Here is a 24,430-nt window from a genome sequence, read left to right as displayed (position 1 = left end):
AATTGCCTAAAACAGCATTCTGGATATCTTTTCTCTTCATAACCTACACATATGCAGGATACCCGTTCATCCTGTTCCTGCTGGCCAGATTCTTTCAAGTAAAGGTACACAGGATAACGCCCGAAGATCCGCCTTCGATCTCTGTTGTTATAGCAGCCAGGAACGAAGAGGCAAATATTCAGAAAAGGCTCGACAACCTTCTGTCCCAGGATTACCCGGCAGGAAAGATGGAGATCATCGTCATCTCCGACGGTTCAAACGATTCCACCGAAACTATAGTAAAGGAATATCTGAGTGCCGGTATCCCGGGAAATTCCGAGAACCCCGCGATACTGCTTGTCACCCACGCCAAAAACAGGGGAAAACCAGCGGCCCTCAACGCTGGCCTTGAAAGGGCGACAGGCGAGATCGTCGTCTTTACCGATGCCAGACAGGAGTTCGAATCCCGCGCGATATTGGAACTCATCGCGAACTTCAGCGATCCTCGTGTCGGCGCGGTGAGTGGCGAACTGGTGTTCAAAAAAGACGGCGACACAGAGATCAGCACCGAAATGGGAATGTACTGGAATTATGAAAAATGGATCAGAAAGACTGAGAGCAGGATTCACTCGGTCGCCGGAGCCACGGGGGGAATTTACGCGGCAAGAAGGAATCTGGTCGAAGCGCTGCCCGAGCCAGTGATCCTCGACGACGTCCTGGTGCCGATGAGGGTCGTGTTGAAAGGCTACCGGACAGTCTTCGAGAGCAGGGCCGTAGCATGGGATACCGTCTCGAAAGACCTCGCTCAGGAAAAGAGAAGGAAAGTAAGGACCCTGCTTGGAAACTATCAGCTGATACAGCTGATGCCGGAACTTCTCATGCCTGGAAAGAACCCGATATTCTTCCAGTTCATCAGCCACAAGTTCATGCGGCTCCTCGTGCCCTTTTTCCTCATAATGATGTCTCTCAGCGCTGTCATGACCGGTGAAGGCCCGTATATCATCTTCTTCCTGGCAACTGTGGCGCTCGCTATCTTTCCCCTGTTCGAGAAGAGACTCTCATCCGTTCCGCTGGCAGGAAAGATCGCTTCTGTATCAAGGGCTTTCTTCTCACTGAACTATTTCGCCCTCCTGGCCTTCCTGAGGTTTATCCGACCGGGCAAGGAGGATATCTGGTGAAACACGATTCACGCGCCTCGGTCCTGATGTATCACGCTCTCGAATCACCCGATATGCCGTGCGGTCTCCAGGAAAGTGGAGAACTTGTCTATGTCGTCGACGAATCACGCTTTCGTCTGCATATGACCCTGATCGAGAAAAGTGGCGCCCGGGTAACCCTCCCCGGAGACAGTCTCTCTTCGTCCACCAGAGGTGATGTCATATTGACATTCGACGACGGTCACCGTTCCGGATATTCCCTGGCCCTGCCAATCCTCTCGGAATCAGGCCTCAGCGCGATCTTCTTTATCACCACCGACTGGACCGGAAAAGATCATTATCTCACCAGGGAACAAATAAAACAGCTTCACGATTCGGGAATGATGATAGGTTCACATGGAATTTCACACCGGTTCATGACAGACCTTACCGACGACGAACTCACGGCAGAACTGACCGGATCGAAAGAGAGCCTCGAATCGATCATCGGGGAGGATGTCACATCCTTCTCCGCCCCGGGTGGACGGATCGACAGACGCGTCACCATGGCTGCCCTGAAGGCGGGCTACAGATGGATCTTCAGCTCCGAACCTTCCGGGAACATTGAACTGACTGAAGGAGTTCCCGCGGGAAGATTCGCCGTGACCGCGACAAGCAGCGACGAATGGGTATCACGGGTGATCTCGGGGAATCCCCCCTGTTCAGCATTGGTCAGGTACAGGACCCTCTCCCTGATCAAAAGAATCCTGGGTAACAGGCTCTACGAATCGATCAGGGGATCTATAATAGGAAATGAATGACAGGGAAAGGAACGTGATGTCGACAGACAATATCTTCGCAAGAAGGAGCATCCGAAAATTTGTGAATAAAGAAGTCGATACCGCCCAAATGAAGATACTTCTCGAGGCGGGAATGGCCGCCCCTTCCGGAAGGAATCTCAAACCGTGGCACTTTGTGGCAATCACGGAGAGAAAGACTCTCGACCTTCTCGCCGAAGCACATCCATACGGGAAGATGCTGTTTGAAGCTACCGCTGCAATACTCGTCTGCGGAGATATGACAATCTCCCCGGATTACTGGATACAGGACTGTTCGGCCGCCACCGAGAATATCCTGGTCGCGGCTGCTGGATCGGGACTGGGCTCGGTATGGCTGGGCTGCCATCCAAGAGAAGATCGGGTTGCCGCGATAAAGAAGGTCCTGAATATCCCCGGTGAGATCGGGATTCTGAGCCTCATCGCTATAGGACACCCGGGAGAAATAAAAGAACCAAGAACGCAATACGAGGAAGAAAGAGTTCACAGGGAAAAATGGTAGGGAATGCTCCGACAACTGCCGCATCCCGAACAGACGGGAGAGTCTGATGGAACTGTTCAGGGACAGGGTTTTCGAATCGATACTGGAAAATATCAGCGATAACTTCGACTCGCATGATTTCATCTTTGAGATGATGCGCCACTTCCCCAGAGAATACACGAACGCGCTATACGAATGCCGCAGAGCCAAGGATCCCATTCAGACCCTGCACGCGAAAATTGGCAGAAAGCTACTCGAATTCAAGGGAACCATCAAAAAGACCACCCGCCGCTCTTCCAGAAATACCAGGGGGCTTCCTTCCAGAAACCAGCACTGGCAGAAAATCGAGACCGGGAAATAACAGTCCGAAAAACGTTGCCGCTGTATTATCAGCATGGTAGATTATTGGCGTGTGGGTAACAATAACTTGACCGGATGGATGCAGGGGGTAGCAAGATGCCGGGCCGAATGGAAACTGTCAGACCGGGGACCTTTGCCGAATCAGGCATTCGAACACTTTCGAATATTTACGATTTCGCCATAGAAAACTACAGCGCTTCCATAGCCATGAAAAAGCGTCATTCGTGGGGATATCAGTCGATCTCATATCAGGAGTTCGGCAAGCTGATCTCGTTCCTCGGTTCCGGCCTGATGTCCAAAGGCCTCGAAAGGGGTGACCGAGTCGCTCTGATGGCCGGCAACAGTCCCGAATGGGTGGTCATGTATGCAGCCATCACATCTTGCGGCGCGGTAGTCGTCCCACTCGATACTAATCTTCGTGAAAATGAGCTTAAACATGTACTTCTGCATTCCATGGCAAAATTCCTGGTCGTTTCTCCGGGAATCTACCACGATCTGGTCAAGGGAACCGGGTTCAAGGATGTCGAGATAATTGTTCTCGGCGAACAGGATTCTACGATCGAGACGATGACGGTGACAGAGATCATGGCTGCCGGCAAAGAGATAATCAACAATGGAGACGCTGCCTTTTTCAGCGCAAAGACCGAAGTCAGGCCGGAAGATATAGCAGCTATATGCTACACATCCGGAACGACGGGCAATTCGAAGGCTGCGGTCCTCCTTCACAGCAACCTCGTGGCGAACATCGAATCGCTCATGAGCAGGCTTCCTATCAGCAAAGACGATATTTTTCTCTGCATGCTGCCGCTTCACCATACCTTTTCCAGCATGTGCGTCTTCCTTGTGCCAGTCATGTGCGGGTCGTCCATCGTCTTCGCCCGATCGAAAAGACCTGACCTGATCCTGAAAGATGTAATGCAGGAAGGCGTCACTATACTCGTCGCCGTACCCCTTCTGTTCGAACACCTCGCCCCCATGCTCGTCCCTCTGAAAAGTGGCAAAAAGAAAGGTATGGGAATTTTCAGGAAGATCTTCCTCGGCGTAGTATACGGGCTGGGAAAACTTGTCGGAAAGAAAATGGAAAAGACAGAGACGGCGAAAAAACTCGTGTCGGCAGGATTGGAGAAGATCAGGTTCTGCGCCTCTGGCGGAGCGGCCCTGCGTTCCGATGTGGAAAACGCGTTCTTCGATGCCGGGATCCCGGTACTCCAGGGCTACGGTCTGACAGAGACATCACCGGTCTGCGCGATCAATCCGATTGAAAAGCCGAAAAGAGGGTCGATCGGACCACCTCTGCCAGGAATTGAGATGAAGATAGACATGCCTGACGCTGACGGTATCGGTGAGATACTGGTCAAGGGTGCAAACGTGATGAAAGAGTACTATAAAAATCCGGAAGCCACACAGGCAGTCCTGCGAGGTGGATACCTGTACACAGGCGATCTGGGCCGTGTGGACGATGAAGGTTATGTTACGATAGTCGGCCGGATAAAGAGCCTGATCGTCACTGCCGGCGGCAAGAACATCTACCCCGACGAACTCGAAGCGATGCTCAATCGCAGTCCGTATATTCTTGAAAACATCGTTATCCCCGTCGAGGACCGCAAAGGCAACACGAGGCCCGGGGCGATCGTCGTCCCCAATTACGATGCGGTCGGATCCGTGCCGGAACTCTCCGGAAAATTGACTGACGAAACCATCAGAGAGTTCATCGGAACTGAAGTAAAAAAGATCTTTGCCGATCTTCCCGATTACAAACGGATCCTGGATTTCCAGATCAGGGATCAGGAACTTCCCAAGACCTCCACGCGGAAGGTCAAACGTCACATGGTAAAATGGATAAAGGAATAGACCGACCTCCTTTACCTCCTCCAGGCAGTGCGCGGCCGCTGGACTACGTCTTTCTGCTTCGCCCGATGATCCTCGTACCCGTATGGACTTTCTACCTCCTCGGAGCGTGGCACGGCCAGAACATCTCCGGCATCCCCACAGATCCCCTGTCACTGTTTTTCGGCATGACAGCCTTTACGCTTATGCTGGGCGCGGCCTATATAGTGAACCAGATCACCGACCGTGAAGCGGACCGTGCGAACAACAAGTTGTTTCTTCTCTCTCATGGAATCATCACGATAAAGGGAGCATGGATCGAAGCTTCCCTGCTTGCTGCCGCATCCATTGCTATCGGAATCTTCCTGCTCCCTGGACGGTTCCTGATCATCCTCCTGATCAGTATGGTTCTCGGGATCCTCTACTCTGTCGAACCGGTCCGCCTCAAGAGGCGGCCTGTCCTGGATATCGCATCCAACGCGATTGGAAGCGGAATAGTCAACACTCTGGCTGGATGGACCGCGAGCGGCGCTTCTCTGGATGGTTACATCGTACTGCTACCATACATCCTGGCTGTCTCTTCCGTTCACATGGTGACAGCCCTGGCAGATATAGGCGGAGACAGGGATTCGGGCCTGATGACAAGTGGAGTGGCGCTCGGCAGGCGAAAGGGAATGATCCTGGCCACAGTTCTCATGGCGGGTGCTTCGATAGCTTGCATGCGGGTCGGGAACAGACCTGCTCTCTATGCCACATTATTGTCGCTGCCATTGATGGCCATCATGATCAGGGCAGGGAAAAGAAAACCGGACCAGACCAGGATACTGCTGCCCGCGATAGTGTCCACGGTTGTCTTCTCATTGACAGCCGTATTTTTCTTTCCTTTCTACCTGCCATTCCTGGTTACGATCGTCCTTCTTACCAGGTTGTACTACAGCCGCCGTTTCGGGATAAAATACCCTTCTCTGTGAGATCGGGTAGCCTCACCCCACACTGTCTAAACAACAGCGAAGTTCTGCAGCTCAGGGGAGTCTTTTCTTCATAGCCTCGTAATCAGACCGATTTCTTTCACCTTTGCCGGCAGGAAAAGTCCCGATGATCAGACCGACCTGATCGATCCTGTCTGACGTCGGCGGGTGTGTTGAGAGCAGTTCTTCGAGTTTCCCGGGCTCCCGTTCATGCATCGATTGAAGTTTGCCGAGAAGTTCTGATACTCCAGATGGATCGTACCCCGCGGAACTGGAGTACCATACACCCAGTTTATCGGCTTCGTATTCGTTCTTTCTACTATAAGCGAGGAATCCTCCCGTCGAGAAGATATTCACAACCATTTCCGCCCACATATTCGGGTTTTCGCCAAGGATCAGATCGGCCAGGATCTGATACCCGTACATGGTGGAAAGCCTCTCGGTAGAGTGTCTGGCCGTAACGTGTCCGATCTCGTGAGCCAGGACTCCGGCCAGCTGGGCCTCGTCATCGAGTTCGGAAAGAAGCCCGGTATATATGTATATATATCCCCCCGGCAATGCGAAAGCGTTCATCTCGTCTTTCCTGATGACCTTGAAACTATACCGGATATCGGGGCGGTCGCTGACCCTGGCCAGTCGCTGACCTACCCGGTCGATATATGCAGCCACTTCTGAATCCTGGTAGACCTCGAATTCCTTTTCGACTTCCAGAGACAGATCCTGCCCCATCTTTACTTCTTCAGCCGACGATATGAGGTTCATCTGCCCTGCATTGATACCTGTCGTAGCGCATCCCCCGGTGACCATGGTAAAAGCCGCCAGCATCAGGGACATCCCGGCCAATACGAACATCCTACTCCGTATCATCATTTCCTCTTTCCCTGATCCTGCCAGTCATCGGCACAAAGCGTACCGATGTCGACGAGACCAGCTCAAGGCCTTCCGGCCTCTTGACATAAACAAGCAGTTTCTGAGGGAAACTTCCGATCGGGATGACCAGCCTGCCACCTGTTTTCAGCTGGGAAGTCAGTTCCCCGGGAAGATGTGGCGCCGCGGCCGTGACGATAATTCCATCAAACGGCCCTTTCTCGGGCCATCCGTAATAACCATCGCCCGTCCTTACCATTACATTATCATATCCGAGACTGTCGAGAAGCGCTTCGGCACCAGCAGCAAGGCTCGGAATGATCTCTATCGTAAAAACTGAATCTACTATGCAGGCCAGTACAGCCGCCTGGTATCCGGACCCGGTCCCGATCTCGAGGATCCTGTCTCCCTGTCCCGGTCCGAGAGACTCTGTCATGAGAGCCACGATATAGGGCTGGGAGATCGTCTGTTCTTCCCCGATTGGAAGCGGGCTGTCTATATAAGCCATGCTCATGTACTCTCTCGGAACGAAGAAATGCCTGGAGACTCCTCTCATCGCCTCCAGGACAGCCTCGTCAGCTATTCCCCTGGATTTGATCTGCTCCCTGACCATCGACAGACGATGTTTTTCATAGACTTCCTCACCTGAAGAACATCCCGAGGATGCCATCGAGAGGGCCAGCAGCATTGCCAGAACATTCAATACCGACGATCTTGTGGATCCCATATGTCACATCCTCATCAGTTGACCGACACGGGCGGGGCGGCGGGCCGGGGCAGGCTCCGTACTCCGTGTACCGGAAAGTTGTTTTAATCATAGCTATATTGTCTTACATTAAAGGGGATTTCAAGTCATTTTGGTCCGGCCGTGACCTGCGGAGACCGATCAGAGGAAAGAGGAAAAGAATGAAGCTCTTCAAAGCCTTTATGAACACAAAGCTTCATACGAAGATCCTTATCGGCCTGGTCGCCGGTATCCCGCTCGGCCTGTTATTAGGACCTCATGCTGAAAAGATCGAGCCCATCGGCAAACTGTTTATCCGTTTGATAAGGATGATAGTAGTACCACTGGTATTCTCCTCTCTATTCGTTGGAACGGCAAGCCTCGGCGATATCAGAAAACTGGGCAGAATAGGACTGAAGACCATAGGATATTACCTGTGTACAACAGCCATAGCGATAACAATAGGTTTGATCCTCGGCAACCTTATCGCGCCTGGAAGATCGATCGACGAATCGACCAGGGAACGCCTCATGTCATCTTATCAGGCGGAGGCTGCGGATAAAATAGAGATAGCGATGGATAAACCGGGTGTAGTCGAGACCCTGACTCGGATCATACCGCAAAACCCGATAGAAAGTCTCGCCGAAGCGAACATGCTTCAGATCATATTCTTCGCTCTGCTGTTCGGAGTGGCGGTCACGCTCATCCCTGGAAATAAGGGGAGACCTGTGATCGAGTTCTTCGATGCGGTCAGCGAGGGAATGATCCAGATGGTCCATCTGGTGATGAAACTCGCTCCTCTTGGAGTAATGGCCCTTATCGCGGCGGTAGTTGGAAAGTTCGGAATGGATATCCTGCTCTCCCTTCTGGGTTATTCACTAGTCGTCATCTCGGGACTGGCCATCCATGGCATTTTCGTGTATTCGGCCGCGGTGAAGTTATTCTCGGGAATGGGACCGGTCGATTTCTTCAAAGGTATCCGCCCGGCCCAGCTGATCGCATTCTCTACCTCATCGAGCAACGCTACCCTGCCGGTGACGATGGAATGCGCCGAAAAAAACCTTGGAGTCTCCGATGAAGTATCGAGCTTCGTCCTTCCCCTCGGGGCTACGATAAACATGGACGGCACGGCGCTCTATCAGGGAGTGGCCGCAGTCTTCATCGCACAGATCTACGGCATCCCGCTGACCTTCGGTGACCAGTTGACCATAGTACTGATGGCGACCCTGGCGTCGATAGGCGCAGCCGGAGTGCCCGGAATCGGTGTGATCACTCTCGCCATGGTTCTCGATACGATCGGTATCCCCCTCGAAGGGATAGCACTCATCCTTGGTGTGGACAGGCTCATCGACATGTGCCGATCGTCAGTGAATATAACCGGAGACGCATCGGCAGCTGTGATTATCGCGTCCAGCGAGGGCGAACTTGACAGGAATGCCGTGAGGATGAAAGGCAGGGACAAATGACCGGTTTTATAAAGATATTTTTCATCATTATGATCTGCCTTATTCTCGTTTCGTCTGCCTTGTTCCCTTCGGCACTGTGGGGAATCAGCGCCTGGCACGACGCGTCATTCACTGCTGGTTTCATCATTATCGGCCTCTCTCTACTTCTTCTGATCCCCGGAACGCGGAACAGGGTACTGAGACTGTTCACCACTGAAAAAAAACATCCTCTATGGGCCCGGATTATATTCTATCTGGCGATATTCGGATCGATATTCCTCCTGAGGCAGGGTCACCTTTTGTGGGGGGAACTGAATGAGGCTGCGGCTCTCGTCGGAAGCGGCAGGTGGGTGAGCCCGGGGGCCCCATTGGCCACAGCTGTTAATCAAGCCGTCTTCAGACTGTTCAACCCCCTGTTCTTCTGGACTCCTCGAATGGTGACCGGCCTCGTCAGTATCCTGTCGGGGCTTTTATTCATCCCGTGCGCGAAAGCTGCCGCTCTCGCGATGACGAAAGGGAGGGGGCCCAATGACACCGACAATATCAATGGATCTCCGATCGATGGAGAAAATGACCCGGCCCGGCTGACACCTGAGCGAACAATGATCCTGTCTACACTATTTGTGATCTCGAGTGGTTTTATCGTCGTCTTTTTCGGAGGAAGCGGCCTGATCCCGCCAGCCATTATATTTTCTACTCTTTTTATTATAACTTCAATACGGTTCATAGAGGGCAGATCGACTCTGTTCATCCCTGTCTCGCTATTCATCCTTGCGGTAGCCTCTCATCTATCGGCTGCCTATCTTGTGGTCGGACTCGCGGCATTGATGATAATCGCCTTTCGAAGAAGTTCAAGCCGTAAAGAGGCCCTTGTCTCTGCAATTATACTTGTCCTGTCGGCAGTAGCCATCGAGATCATTATACGGACGATTCCAGGTGGCATCTCCCCGATGCGGTTCATCTTGTCCTCATGTTCCAGTGCGGTGGCCTCGATCTCGACCGGCACGACCGGAAGAATGTTTGGGGACTGGGGCAACGCCCTGCTCCTCATAGGTCCCGCGAGTATCGCTTCGCTGATAGTTTTCGTCCCTGGACTGAAAAAGAATAAGGGAAAAAGGGAAACAGAGACTGTCGAAAGATTTCTTTCTGCTCTCGTCATCTCTGCCCTGGTAATGATCCTTATCCTTTCTCACAGGATCGAGAGCGGCCTCGGGTGGGACGCGATAGCAGTAACGGGGCCTGCTTTCACCGTTCTGGCTCTTTTCAGTATCCACAGGCGTTCGGCAACGATAAAAATATTCGCCTCGTCGATCCTGTTACTCGTGGTCCTGGGATCGATTCATTCTGCAGCGCTTGTAATCGTATCCAGCTCTCAGGACAGAGGGGTAGCCCGCCTCGCCTCCCTTCCTCTCGCTCCCGGACAGGCCGAAAAGATCACCGGGATCAGGGCGTACGAAAAGGAAGACTACGAGGCAGCCGCGACCTGGCTGGAAACATCGGTGGAAAAAGCTGGGGATGACGCGGTCACATGGTTCTACCTTGGGAAAGCAGATATGAAAAACGAAGATTACGTCGACGCGATCTCGTATTTCATCAGATCTCTCAGGATCGAACCGGAAAACGTGAGCTACAGAGAAGAGCTGGGCGAAGCCTACATAGAGAAAAGGTGGTTCAGCGACGCAATAAACGAATTCAATATTCTCACCTCTTACGATTCTTCCAGCATCCATTACTGGAACAGGCTCGGTTTCGCCGCGAACAGGGCGGGAGAATTCGGTGTGGCGATAACCGCCTACAACAAGGTTCTTTCACTCGAACCCCGAAGGGAACAGAACATCAGGAGCCTTGCGTCGGCAATCCTGAATCAGGGAGCCAAATTCCATCAGGACAAGATGTTCGAAGAGGCGAAACAGAACTATTACAGAGTTCTCAGTATGCTGCCGCGCAACTGGGTCGCAAAGAACAACCTTGCGAATGTCTTTATGGACGAGGGAGATTTCGAGGAAGCGTGGACAATCCTGGACGGAGCTCTCCGCGACAACGATATGTCCCCGAAACTGCACTTCAATATGGGAATCGTCCAGGAAGCCCGCGGGAACTATGAAGACGCATACAGACATCTTGTCAGAAGTGTGGAACTGAACCCAAATGCTCCGGCGCCCCAGGATATACTGGACAGGGTATGGGAAAAGTTTCAGGCAGAGAAAAAATCGACTACCGAAAGTCTACCCTGATCATCCCCGTTGATCATCCCAGCGGAATCCTCCGAGCAGCCCCTGGGCTATGTTGGCCAGATGATCACCGATCTTCTCCATGTAATCTACGCAGTCGAGGAAGATCAGTCCGGCATATATATCACAGCTGCCCTCATTGAGCCTTTTGACATGGCTGTTCCTGTAATTGACCTGCAGGTGGTTGATCTGGTCTTCCTTCTTAAGAGCTCTCTTGGCATATTTCATGTCGTTGGTTTCGAGGCCCTTTGCCACATCATCGAGCATTCCCATCGTGAGTTCGACCATCTTTTCCAGTTCGCTGCTGGCCTTATCAGTCAACTGAAGTTTCTGCTCGAATTTTCTTTGAGCAAGCTCCGCGACATTCTCCGCATGATCCGCAATACGCTCAATATCGTTCACCGAGTGGATGAACACGGGAATCTTTTCCGCTTCCTCCTGTTCGAGGTTCTCCATCGAGATACTGATGAGGTAACGAGTGATCTCCGCCTGGAGATTGTCTACTGCTTCTTCCCTCCTGTTCACCTTTTTGCCAAGTTCCATCTTTCCGTCCACAAACATCTCATAAGCATTCTTGAAGGCCGAACGCGCGAGCGAGAGCATCCTGATTATCTCTCTTCTGCCCTGCTGGAGAGCCAGCACGGGAGTCTCCAGTAGATTCTTTTCAAGGAACTGAGGTTCAACGCTGACGACATCACCTTTCGGTTTGACCAGTTTCTCGACCACCTTCTGGAGCCAGACGACAAAGGGAAGGAATAGTACCGCGTTGAACACATTGAATATTGAATGGGAAAGGGCTATGTGAAGCATGACATTACTACTGGTGAGCGGCCCCGGCACGAGATTCTCGATAAAACGGCCGTATAGTCTCAGATAGAGGAATACCAGCATATATAATGTTCCGAAGACATTGAAAAGCGTGTGAGCCCAGGCTACCCGCTTGGCAGCGGTAGTCCCTCCTATTGTCGCTATCTGGGCGGTAATCGTCGTCCCGATGTTGTCCCCGAGGATGATGGGAATAGTCGATGGGAAATCTATAAGCCCCTTGAAAGCAAGGAGCTGAACGAGGGCGATCGTTGCGGAGCTACTCTGGAGGATCATCGTTATCACAGTTCCCACCAGGACTCCGAGAATCGGATACTTGCTGAAATTGACCATGACGTCCATCACATGCTGGCTGCTCTCAAGTGGTTCGAAGGCATCCTTCATGAACCCGATTCCGACAAACAATACGCCGAACCCGAAAAGGACCTCGCCCCATTGTTTTACGCCGGGCTTTTTCTCCATCAGCATCATGAAGAAACCGAGGCCCACTGCGGGGAGAGCATAGTGAGTTATCTTGAAGACAGCCAGGAAACTGACCAGCCAGGCTGTAAAGGTGGTTCCAATATTCGCTCCCAGTACTACCGGGATAGCTTGTTTGAGAGTAAGAAGGCCAGCGTTAGCGAATCCCACGACCATGACTGTCATCGCACTGCTGCTCTGGATAAGGGCCGTGACGCCAGTCCCTACAAAAAGGGCCAGTATCCGGTTACGGGTAAGTAGATTCAGGATGTTCTTGAGCTTGTCACTCGAGACCCTTCTGAGTCCCTCCGACATGACCTTGATGCCAAAAAGAAAGAAACCCAACCCTCCAACGATCTGGAACGTCATATCCAGAGCCAAGTTCAACCTCCAATTCGGTCAACCCAAAAGTTCTGGACCACAAATGATCCAGATCTGACAACCGGATGCACTATAAGACATGCCCCCACCTCAAGCAAGAAGAGAGTTGTAAGGGAAAAACTTAACGGTCATTGTCAGTTTGCAGGACGATCCATAACTGCCTCAAGACTGGAGAGAAGGTCGGGCGGAACGACTCCGCCGAGCCTTTCCGCCTTAAAGACATGTTCCCATGCCATCTCATAATAGCCCTCAAGATAATGGACCCTGGCGAGGTTCCCGTGGATCGATGGTTGGTCGGGGTTGAGCTGAAGCGCCTTGTCGAAGATCAGGACAGCGTCGGAGTACTCTCTCCTCTTGCAGTGGATGACCCCGATGTTGTTCATGACACTGACGTCATCCCTGCGCAATTGAAGGACCCGGTTTAGCTGCCGAAGCGCCCCATCGGAATCGTCGAGACGGTCGAGAAGCATCGCCAACTCGAAACGTACATCGACATCTTCAGGTTCGATCGACAGGTATTTCTCGAAATGACCCACAGCACGGCCAAAAATACCCTTTCGAAGGCAGATATGCGCAAGTTTCTCGTGTCCGATCGCCGATGTCGAATCCAGCCGGATCGCATCCAAAAACTCGCTACCTGCCTCATCCAGCCTGTCCAGGTTGAAGAAAAGAGTACCGAGATTGAGCCTTGCTTCCAGATAATCGGGATTCTTCTCCAGGACTCTCCTGTAGAGCCTGATCGTCTCATCATGCCTGTTGCAGATCATATGTCTTGTCGCTGCGTTATACAGATACCTGATATTCCCAGGATCGGCCTTTATCGACTTTCTCGAAAAATCCAGCGCCCGCGATTCATCTCCCCTGTCGAGATAAAAGGTGGCCAGCTCGTCGTTCGCGTAGCCCCGTGCGTAATCGCTCCAGCTGTAGTTTTCGATCAGATCTGAAAAACGGTCGAGGGAGGCCTCTTCCGAGGCGTTGATACCTATCCAGGTTGCTGTATGAAGGATCATGATGAAGAATGTGAAGACGATAAGCTCGGCAACTCTGTCTCTGAAATAATGAAGAAGAAGCAATGCAGTCATCATCGACATCGGCAGGGCCATCGAGGCAAAAATATCCCAGTCCCTGCTTGCCCCGATCAATTTATTTGTCACCATGAACTCGAGTACAAAAAATACCGAAACAGTCAATAGAAACAGGATCTCGGCAGACGGTCCATCAGTGCCTGATCGATCCTCTGCGCCCGATTTGCCCTTCCTGCCAGATCTACCCTTTTCCTCCATCTTCCCCTTCCGGAAAAATACGGCAGACACAAGAACGACGACCGGGCAGACCAGCAAGATCTCGCCCAGAAGGTCGGCCGCACTTCCCTTTGACAGAACCGGGTATGGGACCCTGTTGAGATGACTCCCATCGAAAAGAGGCAAAAAACTCTCGTTGAAAAAACCCGGGAAAATACCTGACTGCTGGAATATGTAGAGTAGGATAAAACACCCGGCTGCCGACGTTGTGAGGACCAGGAAATATCTTCTCCAGCCGGGTCTTTTCCCCCTATTCAGATAGCACAGGATCAAAAGGCCGGGAAAAAGAGCGGCCATCGAGGGATGCAGCAGGAGGGCGAGCAGGAGGGCCGCAGCAGGGGCTAGCAGACTGGTACGCCCGCGAAGAAAGAGAAGACCATAATAAATATATATCATCGCGGCCAGCGCTACCGGAGGATAGGCTTCGATATATCCGAAAAAGAGCATGATCGAACCAGACGACAGGACAGCCAGAAAGATAAAGAGAGTTTTGTTGATCGATGTGAAAAGAACCCTGGCGCTCTTCCAGGCGAATATCAGGAAGATCAGGCCGGAGGAGATACTGATCCCTGTGGCGACAACTGGCATACCAACATCGCCGAAGGGATATATGATGTTGAGAAAACGGTGAATACCATTATATATCAGGCAAAGAGCTGTCAGATCCCAATACCTGCTGAAATCTCCGGACTCGAGAAACTTTATCCAGAGATAACCATCGCCGAGGAAATGAGTCTTCTGCCGGAACAACCAGAAGATCAGAGCAACGGAAACAATTGCCAGGAGGACAGGGATCGCACGTCCCCGAAGGGTCGTTTCTCTCTTTTCAGGCCGGACGGCTTTCGACACCATGCCTGCAAGAGTACTCCGAACCGATGGAATCAGGGGAAGGACCCCGAAGACGATCAGTATGAACAGAAACGGGGCAGGAATATATCTCCATTGATCGATTCCCCATAAGGTCTGGCTCGCCGACATGAGGGGAATCAAATGGATGAGAAGAAAAATCAGGTACCCGGCGGCAAGGGCTGATGAAATACCATCCTGAGAAGAATTCTGACTCTTCTTTCCGGCCTTCTTACCCTTCGACGAAGAAATTGCTGATCACCTCCAGGCAGAACCGGAACAACGGCAGATCACACTCTCTTTCCGTACAGATTTTACATTGGACCCCTTTGATCCTATCACAGGAATACGGTTCCTGCAACTTGCAACTTGTTTTATTACCGGAGTCCTGATCATAGTTTAGATGTTGACTGGCCGGGAAGATGACACATATAATACAGAGGTGTTTGAAGATTTAACCAAGGGAAGTGTTTCTTGCGCCTGTGGATTATAAACATACTGGTCCTGTTCCTGATCCTCCCGGCTTTCTCTGCTCCGGCGGAAGCTGGTCAGGTAACTCTGATCATCAACTTTCCCTCGATATCACCAAACGACGACGGAGTGAAGGATTCAATGATCGCGTCTCTGATACTCGCAGGCGGGGTCGACACCCTCCTGGTCACGATCGAGAACCTGGCGATGACGGAAGTGCTGGATACCGTCTACCTGGAAACTGGATTGGCTGCGGGACAGTATTCCGCCGTCTGGGACGGCCGTGACCATGAGGGCGTACTGCTGCCGGAGGGCGAGTATCTGTTGCGACTCTACGAATACAGCGGAGGCACTGGGGAGTACCAGCAGAGGACGATAGTTGTCGACCTTACTCCGCCTTCGGTGAATATTGACAGGATCGAGCCGGGAGTCTTTTCTCCCGGATTCCCCACGGACTCCTCGACCGTATCGATCTATTATACTGTCTCCTCGTTTGAGACAGGTTCGGCAACATCTATAACGATCACCGATCCAGAGGAAACTTTGTGGACTACTGCTCTCGAAGTGACAGCTGACGGCGAATATCTTTACGAATGGCTGCCGCCCGTTTCCACTCTTCCAGGTCTCCAGTCGATTGGGATCGATATCACAGATGTAGCAGGAAATAAGGCCACAGCTTCGGGCGCGGTCGAGATAGACACAGAATCCCCCGAGATCATCATCCTTACCGGGATCGAAGCTGAGACCAGGACCGTACCACTCGAAATAACAGGTTACTGCCGGGACTCCGCTGGAATACAAATCGGATCCCTTATACTGGCCTGGGGACAGAATGACACGGAAGACGTTTATTACGAGAGTGATTACATGGCCCCGGACAGTTCATGGTACCAGGCAGACACCCTTTACTGGAGATTCGATGTCCCCGACACAGTAAACGGGACTGTGTCGCGATTCGAGAATCAATATACATTGAATGTAAAATGCAGTGACAATTACAATCAGCTCAGTTATTTGTCCCTCACATTCACTCTGGACAGGACTTCGCCGGCATCACCCCTGATATTGAACAGGCCGGGGACGGTACTGACTTCTCAGATAGAGTTGGAACTGGAGTTTGATGAAGACGTAGACAGCCTGGTCATTTTCAGTTCATACGAAAATACGCCCTCCGACACGACTATTATATATTTTATGCCCCCCACTGTAGAACTGGGCATCGGACAGAACAGGATCTGGGTCATCGCCAGAGATGTAGCAGGCAATGAAAGCGGGAGTTCGAAGATCCTTGAGGTAACATACTCTGTCGGGACGGGGATATCCTATCCCGAGGTCTTCCGTGGCCCTGATATATTCCAGATAGTGACCGGGTCTGCGGCCAGCGGAGTCGGGATCGATATATACGATCTCGGAGGCGAAAAGGTCAGGACGATCAGAGACTGGTCCATATCCTCGACTTACGAGATCGAGTGGGACTTGCTCAACGACGACGGTGAGACCGTAAGAAACGGTGCATATCTTATGTTATTGACGATACATTCCGGAGAATCCAAAACGATAGAGAAGAACTTTATAGCAGTGGTGAAATAACTGTGATGACCTGTAAAAGAAAAATAACTTCATTCATTATCGCAGCTGTCCTGGTGCCATTGTTTTCAGTTATGGTATCGGCGACCGAGGGCTCCCGAGGCGGAACATTTCTCCCGATGGGTTGGGACGCTCGGGGTGAAGCGCTCGGCGGAGCTGCCACCCTTCTCGCCAGGGACGACGGGGCAGCATATTACAATCCCGCCAATCTGGTTTTCCTTCGCTCGACGAGATTGACAGCAGGTGTGACGAGGCCGGTCCCCGGCCTTGACAACCTTTACAGCATTATAACAGTCGGTACCGGCTTCATGGACACCAGAACGTCGCCCGATGGAACAATAGAGGTCAAAAGGCTGGCTGCCGCCGTTTCGATATCCCATCTGGGGTTGAAACTGGCTGGTGGATCGGCCTGGAACGAAGGAACGGCCGGATTCTCGATGGCATTCAGCCTTAATCATTTCAACAGCATCGGAGCTACCGTCAGATTCATGAGAAGCTGGACCGATCTTGACGATGCCGATTCCTGGGGGATGGCATATGATTTCGGATGGACGACTCGACTGTATCGCAACTTATGGTTCGGACTGGTCGCCAGGAATACCAGCAGCATTATACATTATCCGGAGATCGATGAAGAGCTTGACTCTTCGATCAATCTCGCACTGTCACTGGAAGACCTTTTCGGTCGCGTATCGGTCGAGGGAGACATAGTAACGAAAGCCGGAGAAATGAACAGGGTCCTTCTCGGTTCCGAGATAGTGATCGTCGAAGGCACCTTGTCAATCCTTGGCGGTATCGATGCGAGACTGGTAAATTATTCCCGGACGATAACGAGTTTCGGACTTCTCACAAGCCTGGCGGCCACAGATATAGCCCTCTCATTCACTTTTGACCCTGAAGACGCGTTTGGCAGGCAGACCAGACTATCGCTCAGCTACCAGTTCTAGCCTTGATCTCGATGGTTCCCTTAACAGTTTCAGCCTCGTTTACTCTGACTCCCGCTCAGACCGTTAATTTCTTTGATGCAGCGATTTTTTCAGAGGAGTGAATTGTCTCCCTGTACATGCGTACCAGGCCATCGTGGGAAGTAACATCGTCAACCAGAGGATCATGTGGTGGGACACAGGGATGAACATCGAATTTATAAGCACCCCTACCTGCTGCACGAACAACAATCTTCCTATCTGGGCAGCTTCAGGATCTCCCCCGAGATTCATCAACCCCCTGGTCACTCTCAGGTTGTAGATCATTATCCAGAAATAGACGATGAGCGCTGGAATCCCCAGATCAGAAAAGACCTGCAGGATGCTGTTATGCACAAAATTTCCGAACGAGGTGAACCTTGAGGCATGAAACAGAAAATTCTCTAATCCGACCCCAAACAAAGGGTTCCTGATCCCAAGGATGAGGGCGATCTTCATTGTATATATCCGCGAAATGATAGCGGTGTCCTCAGTCATACTATTCCCGATTTCCACGAGAGACGCTATCCGTTCCCAGTATGCTGCCGGAGCCAACAGCGCTCCAGCCACTATCATGGCCAGCCCGGCAAACAGAATCGATCTGTTACGGCGTTCCACGATAAGGAGCGTAAGGAACATGGCTGCCAGAGCGACGAACGCTCCTCTTGAAAAACTCAGCGCCATTACGAATATCGTTCCTACCGTCGCGACAGCGACAACCGGTCTCGCGAACCACGGCCTTTTTAGCCTGGCAAAAAGGATGAACAGGATCGGGATAAGAAAGGTCAGGGAAAACGCAAACATATTCGGTTCCCTGAGATATCCTTCATACCTCAATACCGCCTGACCCCATATTAATGACAGGTCTGCGTACTTCTCAGGAGGGGGCACCAGAAAAGGCAGAAAATTACTTACCAGACAGCCAAGGGATATCACGAACAATACTTTGAAGAATTCGTTCCTGGACCTCGAGAATTGTATGATTAAAAAAAGAGTGACGAGAGTAGTCAGAAAATTGTCCATACGATTAATAGAACTGGCGATATTCCTCGCGAAGATCATCGACTGAAAGGATAGGATGAGGAAAGCTGTAGTGAGGAAAAACATCCTCCTGTCATGAATGACGATCCTCCTTCCCATTAACACGGACAGGCCCCAGGAAGATATTAGAAACAGGGCCGCCATGCGCACGAGTGGAAAATGAAAAAAGATAAAGATGTTGGAAAACAACAGGCCGAGAAGGACGTAGAGCGTCCACTCCGGGTGGTCGAAAAACAGGATCAGGATCGGAAGAGTGAAGATACCGACAAAAGCGAGCCTGACCAGCCCACGCGGCATCAAAATAATTACGGCGGCGGCGAATACGGTCAATACAAAGAGTGCAAGAGCCAGCCTGACCTTATGAACCGGTTCACCGAAGATCTCGAATCTCAACTTTTCCCTCTCCCATTACAGGGGATCCGGAACAGAGGCGTCCGCCCCGGATTCATCTTTCGTGTCGGAGAATCGTCCGGCCTTTATCTGCTGTCTCAGTAACAATATGAAACATATCCAGAAAAAGGCCGCCGCTGTCCCGACAATTACGATCTGCTTTCTCTTCGGCCACGACCTCAGTTCGGGCACAACCGGTGGATCGATTATCCTGATAACACTAACATCGCTGTCCTCGGCAATCCTGGCATCCTCCAGCTTGAGATTTACGAATGCGAGGGCAAATTCATGTACGATCCTTTCACTCATCATGCCAAGATACTCCGATGAGACATTCTGAAGTTCGTCAAGAGGCGGGAAAAGCTCTCCGCCACCGTCACCCTCGACAAGATCAGAGACTCTCGCTCTAACCGCGTCAAGTTCGAGTTCCAGTCTTTCCAGTTCCGGGTTTGTCTCCTTCATCGTCATCTCGAGCATCGTCTTTTCTATTTCTATCATTGTTTCACGGGCGGCGAGTCCCGCTATGACCCTGTATGCGGCCCTGGCCTGCTGCTGCACTTCGAAGACACCGCGCTCCTTCATAAACCGGGCGAGCCTGTCGTCCATGTCCTCGATCATCTTCTCCCGCCTGGCTTTTTCAGCTTCGAGAAAATCACGTTTCGACTTGGCATTTTCCATCGCAAATTCCATAAGAAGCTTGTCTATAAACTCAAAATACGCCGAAACAATGTCCCTTGCCCTGACCGGGTCCGAATCCTCGAACGAGATTATGAGGACGCCTTCGTTCAGTATGATCATCCCTGTATGTTCGCTCAGTTTTTTGTGCGCCCGGGCAGCTCCGTCGACCCGGTAGATCGATTCCAGGTCAAACCGCTTCGAGATGAGGTCGCACATCTTCCGGCTTCTGACGATATATTCAATGACATAATTCCTTTTTACCCTGGCGAAAGTCGCGTAGGTCTCGCCGATAGATCCGAGGCCCGAAAAGAAATCACCACCACCGGTAAGTTCCTTTTCGACCCCAGTGGGAAGAAAGGCGCCTCTTGCAATAAACTTCGGAGGTATCAATAAACTGATCACTGCGGAGATGACCAGGCCGGACAGGGTGACGATGATAACGGTTTTCTTGTGCCTGAGAATAACAGATATGATGGCAAGCATATTCAGATCCTGTCGCAGAAGCCCTTCCCGGGATGTTCCCGTGAACGGGACTTTATCACTGTCCGCAGATCCCGGCAAGGTTAAAACGATTTAAGGTTCCTTCTGTTCGAGCATCAGGAGAAGGCCCCTGAGCCTTTCGTCCCCGGGCGCTATCTCGAGTGCCTTTCTGATCCAGGAAGCCGACTCTTCCAGCCTGCCCGCCTCGTAAGCCGAACGGGAAAGCAACTGGCAGGCCAGCAGAGTATCTCTGTCGCGCCCCAGTTCCACGGCACGCAGATACATCGCTGCAGCCTCCTCCTTCATACCCATCTGATCGAGAAGGGAACCGTACTCGATGGCAAGCATGGGAAAATCAGGTTGTATCCTGTAAGCCCGGTCGTACAACGAGCGGGATTCCTCCAGCTTTCCCTTTTGCAGCAGGACCCTGCCGTAATTAATATTGGTCATCACCAGTCGCGGGGCGAGTCTGTACGCTTCGGCAAAGGCCTTTTCCCCTTTTTCAATTTCTCCATTCTGCATGAAATGATTTCCAAGAAAAGTATATGCGGCACTCTTGTCCACAAAGACCAGATCACGACTGGATATGAAGAGGAAAACAGCGGCTACAGAAGCGATTGCCACCACACCCCTCTTCCATTCCCTCGCCCGCAGCGTACCGATGGTCCAAACCAGAAAGACAGCACCGAGAACGATCAGGACAGGAACAGAAGGTATACGGTACCTGGCATTTATATAGAAGAGAAGGATAGAGGCTATGGCTGCGCCCGCAAAAATACCGGTCACCCACCTGCCTTTCCTCAACAGAAAGACAAGGATCAGTCCTGGAAGGGCGAACGCGGATATCAGGCTGAAAGGAACTATGGCGGAATGGAGAGTCGAACACTCCCGCTTGAATATCGAAAGCTCCACTATGTCGGACACTTCTGTACCGTTCCAGAAAAGGAGCAGCTTCCTCCCGAGGAGTCTCATCCAGGCGGCAGGGGCGCTGGATATAGACTGTCTGGCCCGGGCCATCCAGTAGTCAGAGGCTTCGGAATCGGTCAAGCTCGTTCCCGATTCTCTCTCGGCGACCACTCTGGCATCCTCGATCAGCCCCCTCATATCCGATCGCATTCCTTCAGGCGGGCTGTATATGCCCGTGGCCCCCGACCTGTTACCAATATAGAAATTTATTCCTCCGTGCGTGGATACAGGCACGAACTGCCCTGTCTGAGACGCGTTATAGATGACAGGAGGTAGAAGCATCGTGACTACTCCGGCCAGGCATACTATTCCTGTGATCAACCCTCTTGCACGCCTCCCTGAACGGAAATAGAGCCAGAGAGGAATCGCGGGCACGAGAAGAAGGAAAATATTCGGCCTTCCTAACGTTCCAGCGCCAATGAGCAGTCCCAACAGAAGACAGCATATCCAGAGAGGGACCTCTCGACCGGCGATGACGGGGACCTTTCCATCGACGATCGGCCTGTCGACGATCAGGGCCAGGAGGAATGAGGCTGTAAAGATGAAGATCACCAGAGTTGTAGCAAGAAGACTGCCCTCGTACAGCAGGAATTGCGGATACAGCGCCGAGACGGAAGCAGCGACCAGTCCTGTGATCCGCGGATCGATCCTCTGGTCATCGATATTGAGAGCAAACCTTCTCCCTGCCGCATATATGAGTGCTATTGTCAGGAGGCCTGTGATCGACTGCAATATCCTGACCCATATCATCGCATCGCCGAACAGCTTGTAGACAGCGGCGAGAAAAACCGGATAAAGCGGGTTGAACGAGATCGCCCCTCCGGGAATACCGGCCCCGGAAGATATCCTTGAGGCAAGTTCCCGGTAAAACATCATATCCAGCGGCAGGACCGCCCCGATATCGGATCTCTCGAGCTGAATTATGAACAGGACCCTGATTACCGCCGCTACTACAAAAATAGCGGGAAGGATGATCTTAACCGGTTTGAATGTATGCTCTTTGTATTGTTTCATCGTACTTTCCTGTCTCCCATTACTTTACAGATGAAGAGCCTTGCACGCAAGAGATATCAGCAGAGAACGGGTGATCACGCGCTCCCTTGCCAGAAGAGCTGTCATATGCTATCATTGTAGTGCAACTTATAGTCATGGAAGGAATTACTACGATGAGAAACCTCGCAATCATTCTCCTGTCGATGGCCGTTCTGACTCCCTCCCTCACCGAAGCACAGGACCGGTTCGAGATCATACATGAAGATATCATCCAGCAGTTGGATCTTTTACGAGCCTCGGCCTCTATGGAGAGAGGGTTGCTGATGATGCCCGATCCTACTCCCAGCCAACTGGAGTATGATGTCATCCGATACGATATCGATATAGCAATAGACCATATTCTTCAGAGAGTCGAAGGGCGCATCGGGATAGAATTCGAAAGCCTCGTGGATGGATTTCTGACCATGGATATAGACACCGACCCGGTGCTTGAGATCCTGTCGGTCACCGCTTCCGGATATGGCGAACTGTCCTGGGTCAACGGGGGAAGCATCCTCCAGATAGAACTCCCGGGACCTCTGGCCACCGGCGAACCATTCAGCCTCGATATCTATTATCAGGGCTATCCTGCAGGAGCGGCACATCCCGGACTATTCTTCAGATCGTACGACGGGGCTCCGGTGATCTATTCGCTCAGCGAGCCCTGGAGCGCAAGGACATGGTACCCCTGCAAAGACTATCCTGACGACAAGGCCCTGTTCGACATAAGGCTCGCGGTAGATCCCCTTCTCACAGCTACCTCAAACGGCGAGTTTATCGGAGTCAGCGATACGACCCATTGGGGGGCGCCTTACCGTCGTTTTCAGTGGAAAGAAAATTACCCGATGGCAAATTATCTCTTCAGCGTGACGGCTTCCGATTACGTCCTCCTCGAAGAACCGTGGGTATACGCTCCGGGCGAGACGATGATGGTGACAAACTATGTCTATCCGTCCAAGATCGCTCAGGCCACGGAGGATTTCAATATCCAGGTCCCTGTTCTGGACTTCTTTTCGTCTATATTCGGCCTATACCCATTTGTCGATGAAAAGTACGGTATCGCTCACTGTGCCATCGGGGGAGGGATGGAACACCAGACCCTCACCAGCTATGGAGCAGCCCTCACACTCGGCTCGCATAAATACGATTATATATGGGTACATGAACTGGCACACCAGTGGTTCGGGGATATGGTCACATGCAGCGACTGGGTAAATATATGGCTCAACGAGGGCTGGGCAAGTTACAGCGAAGCTCTCTGGTTCGAACACATCGAGGGTGCGGTAAAACTGCGAAGCTATATGGAGACGAAAGATACTCCTCACCTCTGGGACGGCCCGGTGATGCGGGATCCTGATAATGACGACCCATGGTATTATTTCAACATTGTCGTCTATCACAAGGGGGCGTGGGTACTTCACATGCTCAGACATGTCCTCGGAGACGGCACATTCTTCACGGCGACACAGGCATATCTCGAAGACTCCCGATACAGATTCTCATACGCCGACACCGACGACATGAGGCAGGTATACGAAGACCATTACGACGCGTCTCTGTCATGGTTCTTCGACCAGTGGCTGACTCGGGAGGACCGGCCTGTCTATTCCCTCACCTGGAATGTATTCGAAGCGGGCGGAGAGACTCATCTCTCCTGCGCGATAACACAGACTCAGGCTATTCCCTATATGATGCCGGTGGACATGAGGATCACTACCACCTCAGGGGTCATCGATACGATCCTCTGGATCGACGAATCGCAGGAATCGTTCGCAATCATTACCTTCGACCCGGTAACATCGGTCGAGATCGATCCGGACCACTGGATCCTCTGCGATGTGGAACTCAACCTGACCGGCTCGGATGAAGCGCCCCTGATGCCATTTCTCGGACAGAACATCCCCAATCCCTTCAATCCCGTGACCACGATAGAATTCGGACTGGAAGCAGAAGGCAGGATCACGCTCGATATCTTCGATGTAAATGGAAGACTCGTCAGAAAGCTGGCCAGCGGATATTTCCCGGCAGGGTATCATACACTGTCATGGAAGGGCCTGGCGGACGATGGTTCGAAAGTGAATTCGGGAGTCTATTTCTACAGGCTGACTTCCGGCACCGGGACTATCAATCGCAAGATGGTGCTACTCAGGTAAGTGT

18 protein-coding genes are annotated in these 24,430 nt (G+C 51.9%); 11 read left to right on the top strand and 7 right to left on the bottom strand.

Annotated elements, in window-relative coordinates; all coding sequences use genetic code 11:
- Positions 1–2: 2 nt before the first annotated feature.
- From KOO63_08740 to KOO63_08715, 6 genes are all read left to right on the top strand, one after another.
- Positions 3–1,157: a glycosyltransferase family 2 protein gene (locus tag KOO63_08740; GenBank protein MBU8921893.1), complete on the top strand. Its 1,155-nt coding sequence runs from the start codon at positions 3–5 to the stop codon at positions 1,155–1,157.
- On the top strand, positions 1,154–1,936 hold the full coding sequence (locus KOO63_08735; GenBank protein ID MBU8921892.1) for a polysaccharide deacetylase family protein: 783 nt from the start codon (positions 1,154–1,156) through the stop codon (positions 1,934–1,936). Before KOO63_08740 ends, KOO63_08735 begins: the two co-directional genes overlap by 4 nt.
- Positions 1,929–2,453 (top strand): nitroreductase family protein, encoded by a 525-nt coding sequence (locus KOO63_08730; GenBank protein ID MBU8921891.1) that lies wholly within the window; start codon positions 1,929–1,931, stop codon positions 2,451–2,453. The genes KOO63_08735 and KOO63_08730 overlap by 8 nt, the downstream gene beginning before the upstream one ends.
- Before the next feature lie 46 nt (positions 2,454–2,499).
- Positions 2,500–2,793 (top strand): hypothetical protein, encoded by a 294-nt coding sequence (locus KOO63_08725; protein MBU8921890.1) that lies wholly within the window; start codon positions 2,500–2,502, stop codon positions 2,791–2,793.
- Between the two features lie 107 nt (positions 2,794–2,900).
- A complete protein-coding gene (locus tag KOO63_08720; GenBank protein ID MBU8921889.1) occupies positions 2,901–4,643 on the top strand; it encodes an AMP-binding protein in 1,743 nt (580 codons plus the stop codon).
- Positions 4,628–5,590: a UbiA family prenyltransferase gene (locus KOO63_08715; GenBank protein MBU8921888.1), complete on the top strand. Its 963-nt coding sequence runs from the start codon at positions 4,628–4,630 to the stop codon at positions 5,588–5,590. The genes KOO63_08720 and KOO63_08715 overlap by 16 nt, the downstream gene beginning before the upstream one ends.
- 51 nt (positions 5,591–5,641) lie before the next feature.
- Here the strand turns inward: KOO63_08715 and KOO63_08710 are convergent, their stop codons facing one another.
- Positions 5,642–6,457, bottom strand: coding sequence for a M48 family metalloprotease (locus KOO63_08710; GenBank protein ID MBU8921887.1), 816 nt, complete (start codon positions 6,455–6,457; stop codon positions 5,642–5,644).
- Positions 6,441–7,181 (bottom strand): protein-L-isoaspartate(D-aspartate) O-methyltransferase, encoded by a 741-nt coding sequence (locus KOO63_08705; GenBank protein MBU8921886.1) that lies wholly within the window; start codon positions 7,179–7,181, stop codon positions 6,441–6,443. The genes KOO63_08710 and KOO63_08705 overlap by 17 nt, the downstream gene beginning before the upstream one ends.
- Positions 7,182–7,360: 179 nt before the next feature.
- On the opposite strand from KOO63_08705, the gene KOO63_08700 reads away from it, so the two are divergent.
- Positions 7,361–8,644, top strand: coding sequence for a dicarboxylate/amino acid:cation symporter (locus tag KOO63_08700; protein MBU8921885.1), 1,284 nt, complete (start codon positions 7,361–7,363; stop codon positions 8,642–8,644).
- Positions 8,641–10,857: a tetratricopeptide repeat protein gene (locus KOO63_08695; GenBank protein ID MBU8921884.1), complete on the top strand. Its 2,217-nt coding sequence runs from the start codon at positions 8,641–8,643 to the stop codon at positions 10,855–10,857. The genes KOO63_08700 and KOO63_08695 overlap by 4 nt, the downstream gene beginning before the upstream one ends.
- Here KOO63_08695 and KOO63_08690 read toward each other — a convergent pair whose 3' ends face one another.
- Together KOO63_08690 and KOO63_08685 are read right to left on the bottom strand one after the other, a co-directional pair.
- Positions 10,858–12,519 (bottom strand): Na/Pi cotransporter family protein, encoded by a 1,662-nt coding sequence (locus KOO63_08690; protein MBU8921883.1) that lies wholly within the window; start codon positions 12,517–12,519, stop codon positions 10,858–10,860.
- A gap of 134 nt (positions 12,520–12,653) precedes the next feature.
- Positions 12,654–14,798 (bottom strand): tetratricopeptide repeat protein, encoded by a 2,145-nt coding sequence (locus KOO63_08685; GenBank protein ID MBU8921882.1) that lies wholly within the window; start codon positions 14,796–14,798, stop codon positions 12,654–12,656.
- A 342-nt stretch (positions 14,799–15,140) separates the two neighbouring features.
- Between KOO63_08685 and KOO63_08680 the strand changes: the two genes are divergently transcribed.
- Complete coding sequence (locus tag KOO63_08680; protein ID MBU8921881.1) at positions 15,141–16,727, top strand: hypothetical protein; 1,587 nt, start codon at positions 15,141–15,143, stop codon at positions 16,725–16,727.
- Positions 16,728–16,732: 5 nt separating this feature from the next.
- Complete coding sequence (locus KOO63_08675; protein MBU8921880.1) at positions 16,733–17,671, top strand: hypothetical protein; 939 nt, start codon at positions 16,733–16,735, stop codon at positions 17,669–17,671.
- Between the two features lie 63 nt (positions 17,672–17,734).
- Here the strand turns inward: KOO63_08675 and KOO63_08670 are convergent, their stop codons facing one another.
- The 3 genes from KOO63_08670 to KOO63_08660 form a co-directional block, all read right to left on the bottom strand.
- Positions 17,735–19,120: an O-antigen ligase family protein gene (locus tag KOO63_08670; protein MBU8921879.1), complete on the bottom strand. Its 1,386-nt coding sequence runs from the start codon at positions 19,118–19,120 to the stop codon at positions 17,735–17,737.
- A gap of 15 nt (positions 19,121–19,135) precedes the next feature.
- Positions 19,136–20,278: a hypothetical protein gene (locus KOO63_08665; protein MBU8921878.1), complete on the bottom strand. Its 1,143-nt coding sequence runs from the start codon at positions 20,276–20,278 to the stop codon at positions 19,136–19,138.
- Between the two features lie 90 nt (positions 20,279–20,368).
- Complete coding sequence (locus KOO63_08660) at positions 20,369–22,255, bottom strand: tetratricopeptide repeat protein (GenBank protein MBU8921877.1); 1,887 nt, start codon at positions 22,253–22,255, stop codon at positions 20,369–20,371.
- 152 nt (positions 22,256–22,407) lie between these two features.
- Here KOO63_08660 and KOO63_08655 point away from each other — a divergent pair, with 152 nt between their 5' ends.
- Entirely contained in the window at positions 22,408–24,426 is a 2,019-nt protein-coding gene (locus KOO63_08655; protein ID MBU8921876.1) for a T9SS type A sorting domain-containing protein, read from the top strand.
- Positions 24,427–24,430: the final 4 nt, after the last annotated feature.

The sequence above is a fragment of the Candidatus Latescibacterota bacterium genome, from assembly GCA_019038625.1.
Taxonomy (GTDB): Bacteria; Krumholzibacteriota; Krumholzibacteriia; order Krumholzibacteriales; family Krumholzibacteriaceae; genus JAGLYV01.
Note: the sequence above shows the minus strand (reverse complement) of the source record. Positions and strands in the feature narration are given on the sequence as shown.